17 protein-coding genes and 1 pseudogene are annotated in these 21,733 nt (G+C 68.2%); 9 read left to right on the top strand and 9 right to left on the bottom strand.

All coding sequences use genetic code 11. The features are described from left to right. Nucleotides 1-55: 55 nt before the first annotated feature. The 4 genes from ABD022_RS09395 (at nucleotide 56) to minE (ending at nucleotide 3,912) form a co-directional block, all read left to right on the top strand. On the top strand, nucleotides 56-1,807 hold the full coding sequence (locus ABD022_RS09395) for a glutamine--tRNA ligase/YqeY domain fusion protein (protein WP_325124087.1): 1,752 nt from the start codon (nucleotides 56-58) through the stop codon (nucleotides 1,805-1,807). A gap of 33 nt (nucleotides 1,808-1,840) precedes the next feature. After that, the gene (gene minC / locus ABD022_RS09390; RefSeq protein WP_325124088.1) at nucleotides 1,841-2,656 is read left to right on the top strand and encodes a septum site-determining protein MinC; all 816 of its coding nucleotides are present in this window, start codon (nucleotides 1,841-1,843) and stop codon (nucleotides 2,654-2,656) included. A 171-nt stretch (nucleotides 2,657-2,827) separates the two neighbouring features. Continuing rightward, nucleotides 2,828-3,643: a septum site-determining protein MinD gene (minD, locus tag ABD022_RS09385; protein ID WP_325124089.1), complete on the top strand. Its 816-nt coding sequence runs from the start codon at nucleotides 2,828-2,830 to the stop codon at nucleotides 3,641-3,643. 2 nt (nucleotides 3,644-3,645) lie between these two features. Beyond that, nucleotides 3,646-3,912, top strand: coding sequence for a cell division topological specificity factor MinE (minE, locus tag ABD022_RS09380; protein WP_269359288.1), 267 nt, complete (start codon nucleotides 3,646-3,648; stop codon nucleotides 3,910-3,912). Nucleotides 3,913-3,999: 87 nt separating this feature from the next. On the opposite strand, the gene ABD022_RS09375 is transcribed toward minE, so the two are convergent. The 5 genes from ABD022_RS09375 to ettA all read right to left on the bottom strand — a co-directional run bounded on the left by ABD022_RS09375 (nucleotide 4,000) and on the right by ettA (nucleotide 9,734). Next, complete coding sequence (locus tag ABD022_RS09375) at nucleotides 4,000-4,884, bottom strand: AEC family transporter (protein ID WP_325124090.1); 885 nt, start codon at nucleotides 4,882-4,884, stop codon at nucleotides 4,000-4,002. Nucleotides 4,885-5,049: 165 nt separating this feature from the next. Then, complete coding sequence (locus ABD022_RS09370) at nucleotides 5,050-6,855, bottom strand: acyl-CoA dehydrogenase C-terminal domain-containing protein (protein WP_343821086.1); 1,806 nt, start codon at nucleotides 6,853-6,855, stop codon at nucleotides 5,050-5,052. Between the two features lie 242 nt (nucleotides 6,856-7,097). Continuing rightward, nucleotides 7,098-7,325 (bottom strand): glycine zipper 2TM domain-containing protein, encoded by a 228-nt coding sequence (locus ABD022_RS09365; RefSeq protein ID WP_325124092.1) that lies wholly within the window; start codon nucleotides 7,323-7,325, stop codon nucleotides 7,098-7,100. 155 nt (nucleotides 7,326-7,480) lie between these two features. Next, the gene (locus tag ABD022_RS09360; RefSeq protein ID WP_325124093.1) at nucleotides 7,481-8,038 is read right to left on the bottom strand and encodes an isochorismatase family protein; all 558 of its coding nucleotides are present in this window, start codon (nucleotides 8,036-8,038) and stop codon (nucleotides 7,481-7,483) included. A gap of 22 nt (nucleotides 8,039-8,060) precedes the next feature. Continuing rightward, a complete protein-coding gene (ettA, locus tag ABD022_RS09355; protein ID WP_325124094.1) occupies nucleotides 8,061-9,734 on the bottom strand; it encodes an energy-dependent translational throttle protein EttA in 1,674 nt (557 codons plus the stop codon). 188 nt (nucleotides 9,735-9,922) lie between these two features. On the opposite strand from ettA, the gene ABD022_RS09350 reads away from it, so the two are divergent. Next, nucleotides 9,923-10,402: a hypothetical protein gene (locus ABD022_RS09350; RefSeq protein WP_325124095.1), complete on the top strand. Its 480-nt coding sequence runs from the start codon at nucleotides 9,923-9,925 to the stop codon at nucleotides 10,400-10,402. 49 nt (nucleotides 10,403-10,451) lie between these two features. On the opposite strand, the gene ABD022_RS09345 is transcribed toward ABD022_RS09350, so the two are convergent. From ABD022_RS09345 to ABD022_RS09335, 3 genes are all read right to left on the bottom strand, one after another. Then, nucleotides 10,452-11,417, bottom strand: coding sequence for a glycosyltransferase family 2 protein (locus tag ABD022_RS09345; RefSeq protein WP_325124096.1), 966 nt, complete (start codon nucleotides 11,415-11,417; stop codon nucleotides 10,452-10,454). Nucleotides 11,418-11,543: 126 nt separating this feature from the next. Continuing rightward, the gene (locus ABD022_RS09340) at nucleotides 11,544-11,672 is read right to left on the bottom strand and encodes a hypothetical protein (protein WP_264129781.1); all 129 of its coding nucleotides are present in this window, start codon (nucleotides 11,670-11,672) and stop codon (nucleotides 11,544-11,546) included. A gap of 104 nt (nucleotides 11,673-11,776) precedes the next feature. Then, entirely contained in the window at nucleotides 11,777-12,337 is a 561-nt protein-coding gene (locus ABD022_RS09335; protein ID WP_325124097.1) for a YceI family protein, read from the bottom strand. Nucleotides 12,338-12,549: 212 nt separating this feature from the next. On the opposite strand from ABD022_RS09335, the pseudogene uvrA reads away from it, so the two are divergent. The 3 genes and pseudogenes from uvrA to ABD022_RS09320 form a co-directional block, all read left to right on the top strand. Further along, nucleotides 12,550-16,282: pseudogene (uvrA, locus tag ABD022_RS09330) on the top strand (excinuclease ABC subunit UvrA); the annotation flags it as partial. Nucleotides 16,283-18,269: 1,987 nt separating this feature from the next. Further along, nucleotides 18,270-19,418, top strand: a complete 1,149-nt coding sequence (locus ABD022_RS09325; RefSeq protein WP_343821083.1) for an aminodeoxychorismate synthase component I — start codon at nucleotides 18,270-18,272, stop codon at nucleotides 19,416-19,418. Then, entirely contained in the window at nucleotides 19,382-20,116 is a 735-nt protein-coding gene (locus ABD022_RS09320; protein WP_343821081.1) for an aminotransferase class IV, read from the top strand. Before ABD022_RS09325 ends, ABD022_RS09320 begins: the two co-directional genes overlap by 37 nt. Here ABD022_RS09320 and ABD022_RS09315 read toward each other — a convergent pair. After that, nucleotides 20,113-20,973, bottom strand: coding sequence for a tRNA threonylcarbamoyladenosine dehydratase (locus ABD022_RS09315; RefSeq protein WP_325124101.1), 861 nt, complete (start codon nucleotides 20,971-20,973; stop codon nucleotides 20,113-20,115). The two genes, ABD022_RS09320 and ABD022_RS09315, sit on opposite strands and share 4 nt — an antisense overlap. Before the next feature lie 113 nt (nucleotides 20,974-21,086). Here ABD022_RS09315 and ABD022_RS09310 point away from each other — a divergent pair, with 113 nt between their 5' ends. Further along, nucleotides 21,087-21,725: a gamma-glutamylcyclotransferase gene (locus ABD022_RS09310; protein WP_343821080.1), complete on the top strand. Its 639-nt coding sequence runs from the start codon at nucleotides 21,087-21,089 to the stop codon at nucleotides 21,723-21,725. Nucleotides 21,726-21,733 lie beyond the last annotated feature (8 nt).

The raw sequence follows: 21,733 nt of genomic DNA, 5'->3' as shown, positions 1-21,733 counted from the left end.
GCCCGTTTCATTCTTTTGCCCCTTTCCGCCCCAGAGGCCAGTCCATCCCCGCACCATGACCACCGATTCAGCGCCTGCCTCGAATTTCCTGCGCACCATCATCGACAACGACCTCAAATCCGGTCGCTACCAGGACAGGCAATGGGCGCCGCCGCCCAGCCCGGCCGAGGTGCGCCGCGCCGGCGCGCCCGACCCGGCCCGCATCCGCACCCGCTTTCCTCCCGAGCCCAACGGCTACCTGCACATCGGCCATGCCAAGAGCATCTGCCTGAACTTCGGCCTGGCGCGCGACTACCAGGGCATCTGCCACCTGCGTTTCGATGACACCAACCCGGAAAAGGAAGAAGACGAATACGTCCACGCCATCATCGACATGGTGCGCTGGCTGGGTTTCGACTGGACGCAGAACGGCGTGGAGCACTGCTTCTACGCCAGCGACTACTTCGAGACCCTGTACCGCTTTGCCGAGGCCCTGGTCAGGGCCGGGCACGCCTACGTCGACGAGCAGTCGGCCGACGAGATGCGCGCCACCCGCGGCACGCTGACCGAGCCGGGCACGAACTCGCCCTGGCGCGACCGCCCCGCCGCCGAATCCCTGGCGCTGCTGCGCGACATGCGTGACGGCAAGTTCCCGGACGGCCGCATGGCCCTGCGCGCGCGCATCGACATGGCGTCGCCCAACATCAACCTGCGCGACCCGGTCCTCTACCGCATCCGCCACGCGACGCACCACCGCACCGGCGACACCTGGTGCATCTACCCCATGTACGCCTGGGCGCACCCGGTCGAGGACGCCCTGGAAGGCATCACGCACAGCATCTGCACGCTCGAGTTCGAGGACCAGCGCCCCTTCTACGACTGGATCCTGGAACGCCTGGCCGAACTCGGCGAGCTGGCGGGGCCGCTGCCGCGCCAGCACGAATTCGCGCGCCTGAACCTCAGCTACGTCGTCACCAGCAAGCGCAAGCTGCGCCAGCTGGTCCTGGAAAACCACGTCTCGGGCTGGGACGACCCCCGCCTGCCCACCCTGGCCGGCCTGCGCCGCCGGGGCTACACGCCGGGCTCCATCCGCCTGTTCTGCGAACGGCTCGGGGTATCCAAGGCCGATTCGCGTATCGACTACAGCATCCTGGAACAGGCCCTGCGCGACGACCTCGATCCCGTGGCGGCCCGTGCCGTGGCCGTGCTCGACCCGATCAAGCTGGTCATCACGAACTTCCCCGAGGACCACGCCGAGCCCTGCTCCGCCCCGCTCAACCCGCACGACCCCGAAGGCGCCCGCCGCTCCTTCCCGTTCACGCGCGAGCTCTGGATCGAGCGCGACGATTTCCGCGAGGATCCGCCGAAGAAATACTTCCGCCTGTTCCCGGGCAACCTGGTCCGGCTGAAATATGGCTACGTCGTGCGCTGCACCGGCTGCGTCAAGAACGAGCAGGGCGAAGTCACCGAGGTCCACGCCGAATACCTGCCCGACACGCGCAGCGGCACGCCGGGCGCGGATGCCGTCAAGGTCAAGGGCACCGTCACCTGGGTCAGCGCCGCCCACGCCGTGCCCGCCGAGATCCGCCTGTACGACCGGCTGTTCACCGAGCCGCATCCCGACAGCGGCGACCGCGATTTCCTGCAGGCGCTCAACCCCGATTCCTGCCGGATCGTCAACGCCTGGCTCGAGCCCGGCACGCACGCCGAACCCGGCGCCACCTGGCAGTTCGAGCGCCTGGGCTATTTCGTCGCGGACCGCGAGGAATCAACGCCCGAGCGCCCGGTGATCAACCGCGCCGTCACCCTGCGCGACACCTGGGTCTAGGGCCTGGTCACCCAATCAAGGAATCGCGAAGCCATGCCCAAGACCGCCGCCGCCCTGGACTTCAAGAGTGCATCCCTGCACGTCCTGCGGGCCGTGCTGCATACGGCCGACACCGCCGAGCTGACCCGGGCGCTGGACCAGCGCATGAAGGAAGCCGGCGCCTTCTACGAAAACGAGCCCGTGGTGCTCGACGCCCAGGGGCTGGACCAGGCGCCCGACTGGCTGGCGCTGGCCGACGCCATGCGCCGCCACCGCCTGCATCCGATCGGCGTGCGCGCACCCGACACCCTGCTGGACTCCGCCCGCAATGCGGGCCTGGCTCCCCTGGACATTTCCACGGGCCGGCCGGCAGGCCGCGCCGCCGCCCCGGCCAAGCCGTCCCAGGCGCCGCACGCGCCCGAGCCCCCCGATGTGCCCGCGCAGGCCCCGGCCGCACGCGCCCAGCCCGCCTCGGCCAGCCCGACACCCGGCGCCGCGGAGCCGGCGCCATCCGATGCCGACGCGCACGCCGAAACCCTGGTGATCCGCCACCCGCTGCGTTCGGGCCAGCGCATCTATGCCCGCGGCGGCGATCTGATCGTCATGGGCATGGTCAGCCAGGGCGCCGAGGTCATTGCCGACGGCCACATCCATGTCTACGGCCCGTTGCGCGGCAAGGCCATGGCCGGCGCGCGCGGCAACCCGCACGCCATGATCCTCACGACCCAGCTGGATCCGGAACTGCTGGCCATCGCGGGGGTCTACCGGGTCATCGAGACCCGCCTGCCCGACTCGCTGCACAACCGTGCCGCCCAGGTCGAGCTCGACGGCGACACACTGCGCATCCGGGCGCTGCAGGGCAGCCATTGAGCCGGCGGCGCCCGATGCGTGGCTGCTGCCGCGCCGGCCATGCGGATATGCAAACCGCACCCGGGCGCACGCGGTCACATCCGGACACGCTCCCTGGCCGGCAAGCAGGCCCGGCCGGGACTTTTTGCTTTACGATGTCATGAATTTTTCGAACAGGGGAACATAGTCACCATGGCGCGCATCGTTGTAGTCACCTCCGGCAAGGGGGGAGTGGGCAAAACCACCACCAGTGCGAGCTTCTCGGCCGGCCTGGCCATGCACGGCCACAAGACCGTCGTGATCGACTTCGACGTCGGCCTGCGCAACCTGGACCTGATCATGGGTTGCGAACGCCGCGTGGTCTACGATTTCGTCAATGTCATCCAGGGCGAGGCCACCCTGAACCAGGCGCTCATCCGCGACAAGCAACTGGAAAACCTGTACATCCTGCCGGCCTCCCAGACGCGCGACAAGGACGCCCTGACGCGCGACGGCGTGGAAAAGGTCCTGAACGACCTGGCCGCGATGGATTTCGAATACATCGTCTGCGATTCACCGGCCGGGATCGAGACCGGCGCGGTGATGGCGTCCTACTTCGCCGACGACGCGCTGGTGGTCACAAACCCGGAAGTCTCCTCGGTGCGCGACTCGGACCGCATCCTGGGCATCCTGTCGGCCAAGTCCCGCCGGGCCGAAAAAGGCGAGGAGCCGATCAAGGAACACCTGCTGCTGACCCGCTACAACCCCAAGCGCGTGGCCGACGGCGAAATGCTGTCGCTGGGCGACATCGAAGACATCCTGCGCATCCGCCTGATCGGCGTGATCCCGGAATCGGAAACCGTGCTGCAGGCGTCCAACCAGGGCATCCCCGCCATCCATATCCGCGACTCCGACGTTTCCCAGGCCTACCAGGACGTGGTGGCCCGCTACCTGGGCGAGGAAAAGCCGCTGCGCTTCGTGGACTACGAGAAACCCGGCCTATTCAAGCGTCTGTTCGGGGGTAAATAAGCATGTCGTTCCTGGATTTCCTGCGCGGACAGAAAAAGACCTCGGCCAGCATCGCCAAGGACCGCCTGCAGCTCATTCTGATCAACGAACGCGGCAGCGGCCGCAACGCCCCCGATTTCCTTCCGCAGATGCAGAAGGAACTGATCGCGGTCATCTCGAAATACGTCCAGATCAACCCCGAAGACATCAAGGTCAACCTGGATCGCCAGGATTCCCTGGAAGTGCTCGAGGTCAAGATCGAGATGCCGCAGGCCGAAGCGCGCAACTGAGCGCGCCGGCGCCAGGCAAAAAAACCCGGGCCCGCGGGCCGCTGCCAGGCAGCGGCACTACTGCGGGCCCTTCGCCATCATCCCCGCTCAGATCCAGGCCAGCGTCGCCCACACCACCAGCGGGATCGTCGCCACCGACAGCACATTGCCCAGCAGCACCACGCTGGCCACGATGCGGGGCTCCACACGATACTGCTCGCACAGAAGGTAATTCAGCACCGCCGGCGGCAGCATCACCGACAGCGCGATCATGCGCGACCATTCGGGCGTCAGGGGCAGCAGCCACAGCACGATGGGCAGCGTCAGCACGCCGGCCAGCAGGTACAGGACGTTGATGCGCAGCGCCAGGCCCAGGTTTTCGATCCGGTCCTGCGAAAGGCGCACCCCCAGCCCGAACAGCATCAGCGGAATCGCGATCTGGCCGGTCAGCTCGAGCGTGGTCGTCACGAATGGCGGGATCCAGTCACGGTGCGGCGCCAGGGTCACGCCCAGCAGGGCCGCCCAGATGTTCGGATTGCGCAGCCACATCCAGCGGTTGCCGCCGCGCGACAGCAGGCTCAGGCCCAGGGAAAAATGCAGCAGGTTCGACAGGACGAACAGCACCACGATATCGCCCAGCAGATCCTTGCCGTAGGCCAGCATCATCAGCGGGATGCCGATATTGCCCGTATTGCGGAACATCCCAGGCACCAGGAAGGCGGGGCGTGAGACTCCCGGGCGGCGCACCAGGGCCAGCAGCAGGCCCGGCACCACGATGATCAGAACCCCGGCTGCCACCAGCGGCCAGCCGCGCGTCAGGTCGACCGGATTGTCCAGCAGCGCGGAAAACACCAGCGCCGGGCAGAACACCATCACATTGGCATGGTTGATGAATGCCATGTCCGGCTTGCGCGCCTGGCGGCGGCCGAAGGCGTAACCCAGGGCCGCCACGGCGAAGACGGGCAGGACGATGTTCAGCAGAGTGAGCAGCATGGAAAATGGCGAAGGGATGGACCGGCGGAATGGCGGCGGGAAGCCCAGAGTGTACAGCGCCGGCCCCCATGCGAACGGGGCGGGCCTTCTCGCACGGAAGGCCCGCCCCGTCGATCGATCCGGCACACGCGGGAACGCATGCGCCCCCGGTGCAACGGCTCGGGATCAGTATCCCAGCGCGAAGTGCTCGGCCGGCAGATCCATCAGCACGTCCGGACCGGACTTGATGGCTTCCACGTGCGTGCGGGTGCGCGGCAGGATGCGGGCAAAGTAGAACCGCGCCGTCTGCAGCTTGGCCTGGTAGAAGGCTTTGTCGCCTTCACCCGCCGCCAGCTTTTCCGCGGCGACGCGCGCCATGTCGGCCCAGAAATAGGCCAGCGTCACGTAGCCCGAATACATCAGGTAGTCGACGGATGCAGCACCCACGGCCTCGCGATTGGTCATGGCCTTCATGCCGATCTTCAAGGTCAGGTCGCCCCATTCCTTGTTCAGCTCGGCCAGGGGCTTCACCAGATCGGAGATCGCGCGGTTGCCGCTATTGGCCTTGCAGAACTTGTGCACGACCTTGGTGAAGATGCGCAGCGATTCGCCCTGCGTCATCAGCACCTTGCGTCCCAGCAGGTCGAGCGCCTGGACACCGGTCGTGCCTTCGTACAGCATCGAGATGCGGCTGTCGCGCACATTCTGCTCCATGCCGTGCTCGGAAATGTAGCCATGGCCGCCGAAGACCTGCACGCCCAGGTTGGCCGCCTCGAAACCGGTCTCGGTCATGAAAGCCTTGGCGATCGGGGTCAGGAAGCCCAGCAGCTTGTCGGCCTGTTCGCGCGCATCAGCGTCCTGGCTGCGCTGCATGATGTCCACCTGCTGCGCGGCATAGTACAGCAGCGCGCGGTTGCCTTCGGCGAAGGACTTGATCGTCAGCAGCATGCGGCGCACATCGGGGTGCACGATGATGGGATCGGCCGACTGGTCGGGGAACTTCGGGCCGCTCAGGGCACGCATCTGCAGACGCTCGCGGGCATAGGCCGAAGCACCCTGGAAAGCGACCTCGGCATGCGCCAGGCCCTGGATCGCGGTGCCCAGGCGAGCCGTGTTCATGAAGGTGAACATGCAGTTCAGGCCCTTGTTGGCCGGCCCGATCAGGAAGCCCGTGGCGCCGTCGAAATTCATGACGCAGGTGGCGTTGCCGTGAATGCCCATCTTGTGCTCGATCGATCCGCAGGACACGCCGTTGCGCGCGCCCGGGCCGCCCTGGCCGTCAGGCAGGAACTTGGGCACGATGAACAGGGAGATCCCCTTGGTGCCGGCAGGCGCATCCGGCAGGCGGGCCAGGACGATGTGGACGATGTTCTCCGCCATGTCGTGTTCGCCGGCGGAAATGAAGATCTTGGTGCCGGTGACCTTGTAGCTGCCGTCGGCCTGCGGCTCGGCCCTGGTGCGCAGCATGCCCAGGTCGGTGCCGCAGTGCGGCTCGGTCAGGCACATGGTGCCTGTCCATTTGCCCGAAACCAGCGGCTCCAGGTAGAGCTTCTGCTGTTCGGGCGTACCGTGCGCCTGCAGGGTGTTCATCGCGCCATGCGACAGGCCGGGATACATGCCCCAGGCCCAGTTGGCCTCGCCCATCAGCTCGCTGATGGTCATGCCCAGGGATTCGGGCAGGCCCTGGCCGCCATGCGCCGTGTCGTGCGACAGTGCAGGCCAGCCTCCTTCGACGTACTGCGCATAGGCTTCCTTGAAGCCCGTCGGGGTCTTGACGCCTTCGGGCGACCAGACGCAGCCCTCGCGATCGCCCACGGCATTCAGCGGCGCGATGACCTGTTCGCAGAATTTCGCGCCCTCTTCCAGAATGGCGCCGACCATGTCCGGCGTGGCCTCTTCGCAGCCCGGCAGGGACTGGTAGTGGGCGGGGTAGTTCAGGACCTCGTCACGCACGAAACGGATGTCGCGCAGGGGGGCTTTGTAGTCGGGCATCTCCGGTCTCCAGGGGGATAGTCGAGGACGATCGAGGCAACAGCGAGCAGAAGCCGGACCATGCGCCGGCTGCCTTTTCGCATGCACCAAGCCGTCGAATTAAATTCAAACGATCGTTTGAATTTAAGAGAAAAGCCCGTTTGAAGTCAAGCACCCGAATTGCCCGGCGGCAAAAAAACGCGGGGCAGTCCGTCCGGACCGTCCCGCGCATGGCCCATCGAAGATGGGCACCCGAATGGGGATCAGTGGTTCTTGCCGACCTGGTCGCCGATGATGCCGCCGATGGCCGCACCGCCGACCGTGCCCAGGATCCCACCGTTGGTGATGACCGCACCGGCCACGCCGCCCAGGCCCGCGCCCGTGACTGCCGATTTCTGGCGGTGGCTCATGTTGTCCCAGGACGAGCAGCCCGCCATGGCCGCTGCCAGCGCCAGTGCCGCGCTGATTTTTCCGATTGTCCTGATCGTCATGATGATTCTCCTTTTCTGTGCTGCGTGATGTTCCGCGCCCCGGAATCCATGAAGCGGTTCCCGCGCCGGCGCCCTGGTTTCTTTATAAGCGCCAGCCCTGGAAAAAGCTGTGAGCCTAGATGTCGAACCTTGTAACTTGTAACAACGGGAATGCCCTATTTCACCAGCGCCAGCACGTCCCGGAAGGCGGGGTGCGACGGGGTCTCGAGCCATTCGTAGATCGCCATCTCGGACGTCACGATCTCCAGCCCGTGGTGGCGCCAGCGTTCGCAGGCCGCGGCCCAGTCCGACTCGCGGCGGGAACCGGCGCCATCGGCCACCAGGACGGGCTGGAAACCGGCCCGCGCCAGTCCGAGGCCGGTTTGTAACACGCAGATGTGCGCTTCGGTGCCTGTCAACAACACCCGCGTGCGGCCCGCGGGCCAGTCCGCCAGGAAACCGGCCTCGCGGCAGGCATCGAAATGCGTCTTGGACACCACCCGGTCGACATGCGCCAGCAGGTCGGGGTGGGTGGCGCCGATCTTGCCGGGCCAGTGCTCGGTCGCCCAGACCGGCACCGACAGCAGGCGCGCGGCCTGTGCCAGGCGCGCGACCCGGCCGCGCAGGGCGTCGGTGTCGCGGATCGCGGGCAGCAGCTTTTCCTGCATGTCCACCACCAGCAGCAGGCTGGTGCCGGCCGTCAGCAAGGACTGGTTCACATCCATGTATTTCATGATGCACTCCAGTTGTGGCACCTCATTTCAGGGCCTTGTAGCGCAGGCGTCGCGGCCGGGCGGCCTCTTCGCCCAGGCGGGCCTTCTTGTCGGCCTCGTATTCCTGGTAGTTGCCGTCGAAGAACACCACCTGTGAATCGCCCTCGAAAGCCAGGATGTGGGTGGCGATGCGGTCCAGGAACCAGCGATCGTGGCTGATCACCAGCACGCAGCCGGCAAATTCCAGCAGGGCGTCTTCCAGGGCGCGCAGGGTTTCGACGTCCAGGTCGTTGGAAGGCTCGTCGAGCAGCAGCACGTTGCCCCCCGCGATCAGCGTCTTGGCCAGATGCAGGCGACCGCGTTCGCCGCCGGAAAGATTGCCGACCTGCTTGTTCTGGTCAGCGCCCTTGAAGTTGAAGCGGCCCAGGTAGGCACGCGCGGGCATCTCGAAGCGGCCGACGGTCAGCAGGTCGGCACCGTCGGAGATGGCATCGAAGACGGTCTTGCCGTCCGGCAGGGACTCGCGCGACTGATCGACATAGGCCAGCTTCACGGTCTGCCCCAGGACCACCTCGCCACGGTCCGGTGTTTCCTGGCCTGCGATCATGCGGAACAGCGTGGACTTGCCCGCGCCGTTGGGACCGATGATGCCGACGATGGCGCCCGGGGGCACCTTGAAGCTGAGATCGTCGATCAGGACACGGTCCCCGAAGGACTTGGACACGTTGCGGAATTCGATGACCTCGTTGCCCAGGCGCTCGGCGACGGGGATGAAGATTTCCTGGGTCTCGTTGCGCTTCTGGTATTCATGCGAGGACAGTTCCTCGAAACGCGCCAGGCGCGCCTTGGCCTTGGCCTGGCGGCCCTTGGGGTTCTGCCGCACCCATTCCAGCTCTTTCTTGATGGTGCGCTGGCGGGCGGACTCGGCGGCTTCTTCCTGCTTGAGGCGGTTTTCCTTCTGCTCCAGCCAGGAGCTGTAGTTGCCCTTCCAGGGAATGCCGTGGCCCCGGTCCAGTTCCAGGATCCACTCGGCCGCATTGTCGAGGAAATAGCGGTCGTGGGTGACGGCGACGACCGTGCCGGGGAACTGGCGCAGGAAGACTTCCAGCCATTCGACCGATTCGGCGTCCAGGTGGTTGGTGGGCTCGTCGAGCAGCAGCATGTCGGGCTTGGAGAGCAGCAGGCGGCACAGGGCCACACGGCGCTTCTCGCCCCCCGACAGCTTGCCGACCACGGCGTCCCAGGGTGGCAGGCGCAAGGCGTCGGCAGCGATTTCCATCTGGGTTTCGATGTCGTCGCTGCCGCTGGTGGCGGCCGCCGCGATGACGGCTTCCAGTTCGGCCTGCTCGGCGGCCAGGGCATCGAAATCGGCATCGGGCTCCGCATAGGCGGCATAGACTTCGTCCAGCCGCTTGCGGGCCTCGAAGACTTCGCCCAGGCCGGCCTCGACGGCCTGGCGGACGGTATGGTCGGGATCGAGCTGCGGTTCCTGCGGCAGATAGCCGATCCGCAGGCCGGCCATCGGGACGGCTTCGCCTTCGATGTCCTTGTCCACCCCGGCCATGATCTTCAGCAAGGTGGATTTGCCCGAGCCGTTCAGGCCCAGGACCCCGATCTTGGCACCGGGGAAGAAAGACAGGGAGATATCCCGCAGGATCTGGCGCTTGGGCGGCACGATCTTGCCGACCCGGTTCATGGAATAGACGTACTGTGCCATGTCTCTACCGTGAAAGGGCGGGCCGACGGATTCGGCCACGCAAAGCCCCGATTGTAGGCCGGACGGGCAACCGGCGGGCCGGGGCGCACGGCCGTGGGCGCCTCGTGGCCGCTCCGGCGCCACGGATCGGGCCGGAAGGCCGCCCGGGCCGTACAATGCCGATCATCAGCCACCCATTCTTCCCCGCCATGACGCTACCCCTCGCATTCACTCCGGCCGAGGCCGACCTGCTGGGCCGCACGGCCGACGCGCTGTGCGCCTGGCTGGGCAGGCCCGTGATCGCCGAGATCGTGTCCGAACCCGACGCGGGCTATGAATGGGTGTTGTTCGCCCTGCCGCTCGGCCCCAAGGACGAGGACGAGGACCGTCCCCGTGTCCAGGCGGGCGGTCCTGGGGCGCGTTTCCTGGGCAACTGCGGCGGGCTGGACCTGAGCGACGGCCAGGCGGTGGATTGCGAATTCCTCTGGGCCGTCCAGCTGTCCGACCTGGAAGGCGTACGCTACATCAAGGTGGACGCCCAGGGCGAGGAAGTCGCATGGACGGACACGCTGACGGACCTGCTCCCCTTCGACCTGCGCGAGGCCGAAACGCCGCCGGACGACGAAGACGATGATGAAGACGAAGACGGCGATGCGGGCACCGAAGGCGGTTCGCCCCTGAACCACTGAACGGAAGCGATCGGGTCGGGCGCGGCCGCCGCCATTCGCACGGCCCGTCTCAGGTCGTCACCGGCCGCTTGGACCGCGCCGCCGCATCGCGCAGGCGGTCGCGCACATACAGCGCCGCGCCGACGGGCCACATGGCGGCCACCAGCAGCCGCGACGCCCAGCGGTTCAGGCATCGCCCCGCGGGACGGGCCACGCGCTGCGCGCGCATGTGCAGTCCGAAGCGGGTATAGCGGATCGCCGCGCCGAAGAAAGAGGCCGGCTGGTAGCGGAACCAGCCCAGGCAATATTCCACCGTATCGTGCGCCAGCAGCCACAGGCCCAGCGCATGGCGGCCGCTTTCGGTCTTGCGCCCCTCGCGCGACAGGCTGCTGCCATCGTCGTGATACACGCGGAACACCTGGTTGACGAAGCGGGTCAGGTAGCCGGCCCGTGCGATCGCGCGCCAGACCAGGCTTTCGGGGACGAAGCCGGGGATGTCCTCGGGAAAGGGAAACTGGCGCAGCACGTCCGTGCGCAGGCAGCCGAATTTCTCGCCCCGGACGTGATAGCGGAAGGTCATGTCCAGCGAGGACACGTCCATCACATCCCGGGGATACATGTCGCCCACGACACGGCCGTCGGGCCGTGCGCACAGGCCGGTGATCGCCACATAGCGCGCGCGCTGGGCGGGCGGGATCTGCTCCCAGACTCCGGCCATGTGGTAGAGGGCGTTGGAGTCGAGTTCATCGTCGCTGTCGATGGCCACCAGCCATTCGCCCTGCGCATGGCGCACGCCATTGTTGAAAGCTGTTTTCTTGTGTTGATTGGTTTGCCAGACGTAACGGATCGGGAAACTGGCTTCCTGCTGCCATCCCTGAACCAGCGTCCGGGTGGCGTCCGTCGAGCCGTCGTCCACGATGACCCATTCGAAGTCCTGGAAGGACTGCTCCCGAAGGGAGCGATACACGCGTCCGAGGGTGTGGGCGCGGTTGTAGGTGGGCGTGACGACAGAGAACAGATGACGCCAGCAAGCCATGCCGGAGGGCTCCTCCTAGTTCCGATCGGTCCATGATAGCCGTAAAAAAAACCACGGACCGCTGGGTCCGTGGTTTCCCTGATGCCGAATTGTATATAAACAATACGGCAGGCCGGCGCCGGTCGATCAGGCGCGCTTGACCTTTTCGAGCATCTTGAAGACGCCCTTGGGCGCGCGCACGAACAGGCGCTTGAAGGCCTTGCCGAGGCAACGGCGCTCGAGCGTGTTGCGCCGCGTGCGTTTGATTTCTGCCATGTGGATCTCCTGGTGTAAGGCGGGCTTGAAAGCAAAACACGCCATTTTAGCAAAGTTTCACCAACACCCCCGAAGCCATCGGCGGCGTGGTCCCTGCGGACAGATCACTGCCGCACGCCTTCGATCTCGATCTGCAGACGCACCGTGTCGGGAATGCCCGGCAGGCCGAAGCCCATGCCCCATTGGCTGCGCTGGATCTCGGCACGGAAATCCCCGCCGCAGACTTCGCGTTCCAGGCGCTTGTTCTGGTAGCAGTTGAAGCGGACGGCGTTCAGCTTGACCGGATGCGTCTGCCCCAGCAGGGTCAGATTGCCTTCGACGGCATGCACCAGGTCGCCCTCGAAGCGGAAGGCGGTGGATTCGAACAGCGCCTCGGGATGCTCGCCGGCCTGGAAGAAGTCCGCGCCCAGCAGGTGCTCGTCGAAGCCCCTGGAACCCGTGCTGATCGACTTCATGTCGACGCGGATCCGGGCCTGGCCCGTCTTTGCCTGGCGGTCGAAGGCGATGTCGCCATCGACCGTATCGAAGCGCCCGCGCACCGTGGACGTGCCGTTGTGCAGCACCTCGAAATAGACGAAGGTGTGGTCCGCATCCGTCTTGTATTCGGCCGCCTGGACCAGGGCGGGGACGGCGCACAGTAAGGGCAGAACGAGCAGGCGTTTCATGGCGATTCTCCGGTTTTCAGACCGGCCGGCGGGGGGAAATCCGGCCACGTTTCAGTCGATTGTAAGAACCGTGCGGCGCTGGCGGCCCCATGACCCGCCCCAATGTCTGACGCGGATCAAGCCGGGCAGCTTCCCCCTCCCGGAACAACCATGCCGTGCCGACCCCTCCGCGGGCACCGCAACGACGCCGTGCGCCGGATTATGATGGCGGAATGAACGCACCCATCCGCATCTTCGGCGCCCGCCAGAACAACCTGAAGAACCTGGATCTGACGATCCGCACCGGCGAACTCCTGGTGGTCACCGGCGTATCCGGATCCGGCAAGAGCTCGCTGGCCTTCGACACCCTGTATGCCGAAGGCCAGCGCCGCTACGTGGAAACCTTTTCTCCCTACGCGCGCCAGTTCCTGGACCGCATGGACAAGCCCCAGGTCGACCGCATCGAAGGCATCCTGCCCGCCATTGCCATCGACCAGGTCAATCCGGTGCGCAATTCGCGCAGCACCGTGGGCACCATGACGGAGCTGAACGATCACCTGAAACTGCTCTACGCGCGCGCCGGCCACCTGCACTGCCGCAACTGCGCCCGGCTGGTGACGCGGGACGACCCGTCCAGCATCCGGCGCCAGCTGGACGGCCTGTGCGCCGCCCGCGACCCCCGCCTGGTGATCACGTTTCCGGTATCCGTGCCCGCCAACTTCACCGAGGACGAAGTGCGTGGCTTCCTGGAACAGCAAGGCTACACGCGCATCCACCGCCAGGACGACCCGGCCCCCGCGCCCGAGGCCGGCGACAAGCCGTCGGGCACGCGGCGCAAGGCGGCAAATGCCGGCCGGCGCGTGCTGCATGTGGTGCAGGATCGCTTCCGTCTGGGCAATGCCGAGCCGGCGCGCGTGGACGAGGCGCTGGAAACCGCCCTGCGCCAGGGCAACGGCCGGCTCAGTGTCCATGCCCTGTTCGACGAAGGCGAAGAGGAATGGCGCTTCAGCGCCGGCCTGCACTGCGCGCAGTGCGACATCGACTACGGCACGCCGCTGCCCAGCACGTTTTCCTTCAACTCCCCGCTGGGCGCCTGCGAGCATTGCCGGGGCTTCGGCCGGGTCATGGGCATCGACTACGGACTGGTCGTGCCGGACGAGACACGCAGCCTGCGCGACGGGGCGATCAAGCCCTGGCAGACCGCAAGCTACAAGGAATGCCAGGTCGAAATGGAACGCTACGCCCCCAAGGCGGGCGTGCGCCTGGACGTGCCCTGGCGCGACCTCACGGACGAAGAACGCGGCTGGGTGATCGGCGGCGCACCCGACTGGAAGGGCGGGCCGTCCGCCTGGAAGCACCAATGGTATGGCGTGCAGCGCTTCTTCGACTGGCTCGAATCCCGCGCCTACAAGATGCACGTGCGGGTGCTGCTGTCCAAGTACCGCAGCTACACGCCCTGCCCGCATTGCAAGGGCGCGCGGCTCAAGCCCGATGCCACGCTGTGGCGCCTGGGACGTGACGGCAGCCCGATTCCCGGCGCACCCCGGTTCCTGCCGGTGCATGCGCGCTGGACGCCCGAGCAGCTGGCTGCCCTGCCCGGCCTGGGCCTGCACGACCTGATGCGCCTGCCCATCGAACGGGTGCGCGACTGGTTCGACCGCATCGAGCTGGGCCGTTCGCTGGACGACGCCCTGACCGAGCTGCTGGACGAAGTCCGCGCCCGCCTGCGCTTCCTGTGCGACGTCGGCCTGGGCTACCTGTCCCTGGACCGGCAAAGCCGCACTCTTTCGGGCGGTGAAGTCCAGCGCATCAATCTGACGACCGCGCTGGGCACATCCCTGGTGAACACGCTGTTCGTGCTGGACGAACCGTCCATCGGCCTGCATCCGCGCGACATCCACCGCATCGTCCAGGTCATGCACCGCCTGCGCGACCACGGCAATACCCTGGTCGTGGTGGAACACGACCCGCAGGTCATGATCGCCGCCGACCGTGTCCTGGACATCGGTCCGGGACCAGGCGAGCGTGGCGGGCACATCGTCTTCGACGGCACGCCGGCCGAACTGGCCGCCGCCGACACACTGACGGGCCGCTATTTCGGCGGCCGGATGCGCATCGAGGCACCCCGGCCCCTGCCGGTGCAGGCCGGCACGCCGCGCCTGCTGCTGCAGGGCGCGCGCGCCAACAATCTGCAGGGCATCGATTTTTCCCTGCCGCTGGGCCGGCTGGTGTGCCTGACCGGGGTATCCGGTTCGGGCAAGTCCACCCTGGTGCAGGACGTGCTCTACCCCGCCCTGCTGAAGCGCCTGGGCCGCGCCACCGAGGCGCCCGGGGAATACGCCGCCCTGCTGGGCGCGGAACGCATCGCCGACGTGGTGATGGTGGACCAGACGCCCATCGGCAAGACGGCCCGTTCCAACCCGGCCAGCTACGTCGGCGCCTTCGACGCCATCCGCAAGCTTTTCGCCGCCGCCCCGTTGTCGCAGGAACGCGGCTACACGGCCGGCACCTTCAGCTTCAACACCGGCGACGGCCGCTGCCCCGGCTGCGGCGGCACCGGCTTCGAGCACGTGGAAATGCAGTTCCTGTCGGACGTGTACCTGCGCTGCCCCGACTGCGACGGCCGCCGCTTCCGTCCCCAGGTCCTGGAAGTGCGCATCGAGCACCTGGGCCGCAGCGCCTCGATCGACGAGGTCCTGGACATGACCGTGAGCGAGGCGCTGGACTTCTTCAAAGGCCTGCGCGACGTGCAGTGGGGGCTGGCTCCCCTGGCCGACGTGGGCCTGGAATACGTGCGCCTGGGCCAGCCCGTCCCCACTCTGTCGGGCGGCGAGGCCCAGCGACTGAAACTGGCCGGCCACCTGGCCGAGGCCGCCCGCTCGCGGGCACCCCGGGGCGCGCTGAAAGGCAGCCTGCTGCTGTTCGACGAACCCACCACCGGCCTGCACTTCGACGACATCGCCCGCCTGATGCGGGCCTTCCGCAAGCTGCTGGCCGCAGGCCATTCGCTGCTGATCATCGAACACAACCTGGACGTGATCCGCGCCGCCGACTGGGTCGTGGACCTGGGGCCGGAAGGCGGCGACCAGGGCGGGCGCATCGTGGCGGAAGGCACGCCGGAAGACCTGATGCGCCATCCGGACTCCCACACCGGCAGGGCATTGGCCGACTACGCCCGGCAGGTCTCGGGCGAGCATCAGGCCGCCCCCGGCCTCCCCGATTCCCAAGGAGCTCGTGACGGACACGGCTCCGCCCTGGTCCTGCGCGAACCCGCCCCGCGCACCGCCACCTCGGCCAGCCCCGACATCCACATCCTGAACGCCCGCGAGCACAACCTGAAAGGCATCGACGTGCACATCCCGCGCGACGCCTTCACGGTGATCACCGGGGTATCCGGCTCGGGCAAATCCACCCTGGCATTCGACATCCTCTTCAACGAAGGCCAGCGGCGCTACCTGGAATCCCTGAACGCGTACGCGCGCGCCATCGTGCAGCCGGCCGGCAAGCCGGACGTGGACGCCATCTACGGGATCCCGCCCACCGTGGCCATCGAGCAGCGCACCAGCCGCGGCGGACGCAAGTCCACCGTCGCCACCATGACGGAAATCCACCACTTCCTGCGCCTGCTGTACGTGCGCCTGGGCACCCAGATGTGCCCGGACTGCGACGTCCCCGTGGCGCCGCAGACGCCGGAACAGATCGTGGCACAACTGCTGCGCGACCACGCGGGCGAGCACATCGGCCTGCTGGCGCCGCTGGTGGTGGCGCGCAAGGGCTACTACACCGACCTGGCGAAATGGGCAGCCTCGCACGGCCACACCCACCTGCGCGTGGACGGCGCCTTCATCCCGGTCAGCCCCTGGCCGCGCCTGGACCGCTACCAGGAACACACCATCGAACTGCCGGTAAGCGACCTGATCGTGGATGTGCGCGACGAGGCCGGCCTGCGCGACGCGGTACGCGCCGCCCTGGCCCTGGGCCACGGCACCTTCCGGGTGCTGGCCGGCCTGACCGCGCCCGGCCCGGCCACGATCGAAGCACGGCGCGCCGCCGGCCTGGCGCCCGACCCGCGCCTGCTGACTTTTTCCATCAAGCGCGCCTGCCCCAACTGCGGCACCAGCTTCCCGGAACCCGACCCGCGCCTGTTCTCCTACAACTCGCGCCACGGCTGGTGCCCGGGCTGCTACGGCACCGGCCTGCAGCTGACCGGCTTCACCGAAGACCAGACGGGCGAGGAATCCGTCTGGCTGGACGAGGCCACCGGCCTGCCCCAACCCTGCCCCCAATGCCAGGGCCAGCGGCTGAACCGCGTGGCGCGGGCCTTCCGCTGGCGCGGCCGCTCCATCGCCGAACTGGCCTCGATGCCGGTCAGCGACGCCCAGCGCTTCTTCCTGGGCCTGGGCGCCCAGGGCCGCGAGGCCGAGATCGCCCGCGACATCCTCACTGAAATCCGCGGCCGCCTGGACTTCATGATGGACGTGGGCCTGGGCTACCTGGCCCTGGACCGCGCCGCTCCCACTCTGTCGGGCGGCGAGGCCCAGCGCATCCGCCTGGCCGCCCAGCTGGGCTCGAACCTGCAGGGCGTCTGCTATGTGCTGGACGAGCCCACCATCGGCCTGCACCCGCGCGACAACCGCATCCTGCTGGATGCGCTGACCCGCCTCGAAGGCAACGGCAACACTCTGGTGGTGGTCGAGCACGACGAGGACACGATCCGCCGCGCCGGCCATGTGATCGACATCGGCCCGGGCGCCGGCGTACGGGGCGGTATGGTGGTCGCCCAGGGCACGGTCGAGGACATCGCCCGCAATCCGGCCTCGGTCACCGGCCGCTACCTGCGCGAACCCCTGGTCCACCCCATGAACGGCCGCCGCCGCGTCGACGCGGACACGCCCGTCCTGGAAATCGTGGACGCCGGCCTGCACAATCTGCGCCAGGCGAATGCACGCATCCCGCTGGGCCGGCTGAACGTCGTCACCGGAGTCTCGGGCTCGGGCAAATCCACCCTGGCGCGCGACGTGCTGCTGGACAACCTGGCTCGCCGGGTCGGCAGCCGGCTGACAGGCCCCTGGCAGGGCTGCCGGACGATCCGCGGCTGGGAAGCCATCGACCGGGTGCTCGAAGTCGACCAGACGCCCATCGGCAAGACACCCCGGTCCTGCCCGGCCACCTACGTGGGCTTCTGGGACGACATCCGCAAGCTCTACGCCGGCACGCGCGAGTCGCGGCTGCGCGGCTGGACGGGCTCGCGCTTTTCCTTCAACACCGGCGACGGCCGCTGCCCCGAATGCGAAGGCCAGGGCATGCGCACCATCGAGATGAGCTTCCTGCCGGACGTCAAGGTGCCGTGCGACGCCTGCCACGGCGCGCGCTTCAACCAGGAAACCCTGGGCGTGCAATGGAACGGCCGCAGCGCGGGCGACGTGCTGCGCATGGAAGTCGACGACGCCATCGGCCATTTCTCGGCGCACCGCCGCATCGCCCGCGCCCTGCAGCTGATGCAGGACGTGGGCCTGGGCTACCTGACGCTGGGCCAGCCCTCGCCCACGCTGTCCGGCGGCGAGGCCCAGCGCATCAAGCTGGTCACGGAACTCACCAAGGCGCACCTGGACGAAGGCGTGCTGCGCACCGGCCGCGCCTCGCGCGTCCCGCACACCCTGTACGTGCTCGATGAGCCCACCGTGGGCCTGTCCACGGCCGACGTGGAAAAGCTGATCCGCGTACTGCACCGGCTGGTGGACGCCGGCCATACCGTGGTGGTCATCGAGCACAATCTGGACGTCATCGCCGAAGCCGACTGGATCGTGGACCTGGGCCCCGAAGGCGGCGAACAAGGTGGCCACGTGGTCGCCCAGGGAAGCCCCGAGCAGCTGTGCGCGAGCGGCACCCATACCGGACGGATCCTGGCGGAATTCCTGGCGCCCGGGGAAGCACGCATCGCCGGGGGGAACCGGTGACCTGCCTGTTCGAGGACCGGCTGGCGGGCCGGTCGCTGCGCCTGCTCGACCCGGTCGGGCGCATCGCCGTCCACCGCCGCGATGCACTGCCCGCCGCCTGGGACTCCATCGAGGCCGCCCGGCGGGCCGGTCACTGGGTCGCCCTGCTGCTGGACTACGAACTGGGCGAATGGCTGGAGCCCGAGACTGCCCATCCGGTCGGCGCCGCGCACGATGCCCTGCCCCGCCTGACGGCGCTGATCCACGCGCGCGCCGAATGGAAGGACTGCGCGGGCCCGGCCGGCACGGGGTCGGCAGGCGGCCTCGCCGACGCCCACGGCCAGCCGTGGCGCCCGAATCCGCGGCCGGGAGTCTCCCGCGAACGCCACGCCCAGGCCATCGAGGCCGTCCGCGCAGGAATCGCCCGCGGCGACTACTATCAGATCAACTACACCCTGCCGCTGCAGCTGGACTGGCCGCCCGGCCTGGATCCCGCGCAGGCCTACGCCTACCTGGCCGAACGCCACCCAGTGGCCCATGCCGCCTGCGTGCGCGACGGCGGCCGCTGGGTGCTGTCGCTGTCGCCCGAGCTGTTCGTGGCCCGCGATGGTTCGCGCCTGCGTGTGCGGCCGATGAAGGGCACCGCGCCACGCCACGCCGATCCTGCCTGGGACCGGCAGGCCGCCGAGGCCCTGCAGCGCAGCGCCAAGAATCGCGCGGAGAACCTGATGATCGTGGATCTGCTGCGCAACGACCTGGGCCGCATCGCCGTGCCCGGCAGCGTGCGCGTGCCGGCCCTGTTCAGCCTGGAGGCCTATCCCTCGGTCTGGACGCTGACCTCCACCGTGGAGGCCGAGGCGCCGGACGTGCCGCTGGACAAAGTGCTGCATGCCCTGTTTCCGTGCGGCTCAGTGACGGGCGCGCCGAAGATCGCCGCCATGCGGGCCATCCGCGACCTGGAGGCGCGCCGCCGCGGCATCTACTGCGGCAGCGTGGGATGGCTGGCGCCGGATGGGGATTTTTCCCTCAACGTCGCCATCCGCACCATCGAGCTGCGCGACGGACAGGCCGGGTTCGGTGTGGGTGGCGGCATCGTGTACGATTCACAGGCCGCCGAGGAATGGGAGGAATGCCTGTGGAAAGCGCGCATCCTGAATCCGGACTGAGCCGCCGCAGCGCGGAACCGCCGGCATCCGCCGCCGAGATCCGGCGCATCGCCCCCAACCTGATCGAAACCATGCGCCTGGAACAAGGTCGCATCGCGCTCTGGCCCGGCCACCGGGCGCGCCTGCTGGCCTCGGCCCGGACCCTGGGCTATCCGCTCGATGCCGCCAAGCTGGATGGCTGGATGGCCGAACGGATCCGCCATTTCACCGAAGACACGCCGCGACGCCTGCGCCTGCTGCTGACGGCCGACGGCCAGCTGTCCCTGGAATCCGCGCCGCTGTCATCCACGCCCGAGCCCGTGCGCATCGCCCTGGCGGCCGAGACCCTGGGGCCGGAGGCGGCACTGGATGCCGATGCATTCTGGCTGAGGCACAAGACCACCCACCGCCCCTGGTTCGACGCCGCGCAGCGCTGGCTCCAGGGCCATCCCGGCCATTTCGACCTGGTATTCGGCAATGCGGCCGGAGACCTGTGCGAAGGCAGCCGTTGCACCATCTACATCCAGGATACGAGGGGCGCCTGGCTGACCCCGCCCCTGGCCAGCGGCCTGCTGCCCGGCGTGCGGCGCCGGGCCCTTCTGGACGAAGGCCTGGCACGCGAGGCCCGGCTGAGCCTTGCCGATCTGCGCCAGGCCCCGGCGCTGCGGGTGTCGAACGCCCTGCGCGGCTGGCTGGATGCCCGGCTGGACGAACCCTAGCGTCCCGCCGACAGGCCCTGGTGCACGGCCCAGTCGGCAGCCGCCAGGCCCATGGTGGCCGTGATCGCCACCGCGGAACCGTAGCCCGCGCAGGACAGGCCCTGGGGCGCTGCCGGTGCGGACGGGGATGCGGCGCCTTGCGCACCGGCGGCCGGCCGCGCCCAGGCGGCGGGCAGTACCACCGGCTGGTCGAACCACAGGCAATGCACTCCCATGCGCGGCACCCGGCGGCGCGGTTTGCCGCCTGCCGTTCCGCCTTTGGGGTAGCCGTGACGCTGGCGCAGTTCCTGGCGCACCCGGCCCAGCAGGGCATCGTGCGTGACGAGGGACAGGTCGCCGGCCCGCAGGGCCAGGGGATCCGTCTTGCCCCCCGCGCCGCCGCACACCAGCACCGGCCAGCCCGCCGCTCGGGCTCGCAATATCATGGCAACCTTGGCCGTCACCTGATCGGTGCAATCCAGCAGCACGCCGGCCTGCCCCGACAGGATGGCATCGGCATTGTCGGGGCCGATGAAATCGTCGACGCACTCGACGCGGCAGCTGGGGTTGATGTCGCGGATGCGGTCCGCCATCGCGGCGACCTTGGCCTGGCCCAGCGTGCTGCCCAGGGCATGGACCTGGCGGTTGATGTTGGATTCGGCCACATGGTCCAGGTCCACCAGCGTCAACGCCCCCACGCCCGAACGGGCCAGGGCCTCGGCGCACCAGGCGCCCACGCCGCCGACGCCGGCCACCACGGCGCGCAGCCCGGCCAGCGCCTGCCTGGCGCCATCGCCGTACAGGCGGTCCAGGCCGCCGAACCGGCGCGCGGCATCCGCATCGGCATCGTTGGAATCTGCAAGCGGCAAGTCGGGCATCTCGTGGGCGGCGGAAAAAAGATTCCCCATTTTAGCCGGGCATTGGCGCCGCCCCGGATGCGCAAGTCCTCTACAATACGGACTGTCCCTATTTCAACAGCCGCCCATCCCCAGTGAACACATCCGCCGCCCGCGCCAGCCAGCTTCCGCCCCCGCCGGAAGCCTTCCACCTGCGCGATGCGGCCTGGCACCAGGCGTCCATCGAACAGACCTTGCGGCACTGGGACGGCCGCTCCGACCTTTGGGTGTTCGGCTACGGGTCCCTGGTCTGGCGGCCGGAATTCGATCACCTGGAAGCCCGCCGGGCCCGCATCCACGGCTACCACCGCGCCCTGTGCCTGTGGTCGCGGATCAATCGCGGCACACCCGAACGCCCCGGCCTGGTGTTCGGCCTGGATCTGGGCGGTTCCTGCGATGGCGTCGCCTACCGCATCGCCGGATCCCGGGCACTGGATATCCTGGGTCCCCTGTGGCAGCGGGAAATGCCCAGCGCGTCCTACGTTCCGCGCTGGCTGAACTGCCATACGGAATCCGGCCCGGTTCCCGGCCTGGTCTTCACCATGGATCGCAAGGACGCGGGCTACGTGACGGGCCTTTCCATCGAACGGATCGTCTCCATCGTGCGCCAGGGGCACGGACGCTATGGCCGCTGCACCGACTACGTGCTGCAAACCGCCGACGCCCTGGAGACCGCCGGCATCACCGACCGCCGCCTGCGCGCCATCGCCCAGGCGCTGCGACACGCCTCCTGACACTCCCC

Source organism: Castellaniella daejeonensis (assembly GCF_039523555.1).
Classification (GTDB): Bacteria; Pseudomonadota; Gammaproteobacteria; order Burkholderiales; family Burkholderiaceae_B; genus Castellaniella; species Castellaniella daejeonensis.
This window is presented reverse-complemented; position numbering and strand designations above follow the sequence as displayed.

Coding starts and splice junctions, on each gene's coding strand:
- ABD022_RS09395 (WP_325124087.1), top strand. CDS start 56: ATGACCACCGATTCAGCGCCTGCCTCGAATTTCCTGCGCACCATCATC.
- minC (WP_325124088.1), top strand. CDS start 1,841: ATGCCCAAGACCGCCGCCGCCCTGGACTTCAAGAGTGCATCCCTGCAC.
- minD (WP_325124089.1), top strand. CDS start 2,828: ATGGCGCGCATCGTTGTAGTCACCTCCGGCAAGGGGGGAGTGGGCAAA.
- minE (WP_269359288.1), top strand. CDS start 3,646: ATGTCGTTCCTGGATTTCCTGCGCGGACAGAAAAAGACCTCGGCCAGC.
- ABD022_RS09375 (WP_325124090.1), bottom strand. CDS start 4,884: ATGCTGCTCACTCTGCTGAACATCGTCCTGCCCGTCTTCGCCGTGGCG.
- ABD022_RS09370 (WP_343821086.1), bottom strand. CDS start 6,855: ATGCCCGACTACAAAGCCCCCCTGCGCGACATCCGTTTCGTGCGTGAC.
- ABD022_RS09365 (WP_325124092.1), bottom strand. CDS start 7,325: ATGACGATCAGGACAATCGGAAAAATCAGCGCGGCACTGGCGCTGGCA.
- ABD022_RS09360 (WP_325124093.1), bottom strand. CDS start 8,038: ATGAAATACATGGATGTGAACCAGTCCTTGCTGACGGCCGGCACCAGC.
- ettA (WP_325124094.1), bottom strand. CDS start 9,734: ATGGCACAGTACGTCTATTCCATGAACCGGGTCGGCAAGATCGTGCCG.
- ABD022_RS09350 (WP_325124095.1), top strand. CDS start 9,923: ATGACGCTACCCCTCGCATTCACTCCGGCCGAGGCCGACCTGCTGGGC.
- ABD022_RS09345 (WP_325124096.1), bottom strand. CDS start 11,417: ATGGCTTGCTGGCGTCATCTGTTCTCTGTCGTCACGCCCACCTACAAC.
- ABD022_RS09340 (WP_264129781.1), bottom strand. CDS start 11,672: ATGGCAGAAATCAAACGCACGCGGCGCAACACGCTCGAGCGCCGTTGC.
- ABD022_RS09335 (WP_325124097.1), bottom strand. CDS start 12,337: ATGAAACGCCTGCTCGTTCTGCCCTTACTGTGCGCCGTCCCCGCCCTG.
- ABD022_RS09320 (WP_343821081.1), top strand. CDS start 19,382: ATGCCTGTGGAAAGCGCGCATCCTGAATCCGGACTGAGCCGCCGCAGC.
- ABD022_RS09315 (WP_325124101.1), bottom strand. CDS start 20,973: ATGCCCGACTTGCCGCTTGCAGATTCCAACGATGCCGATGCGGATGCC.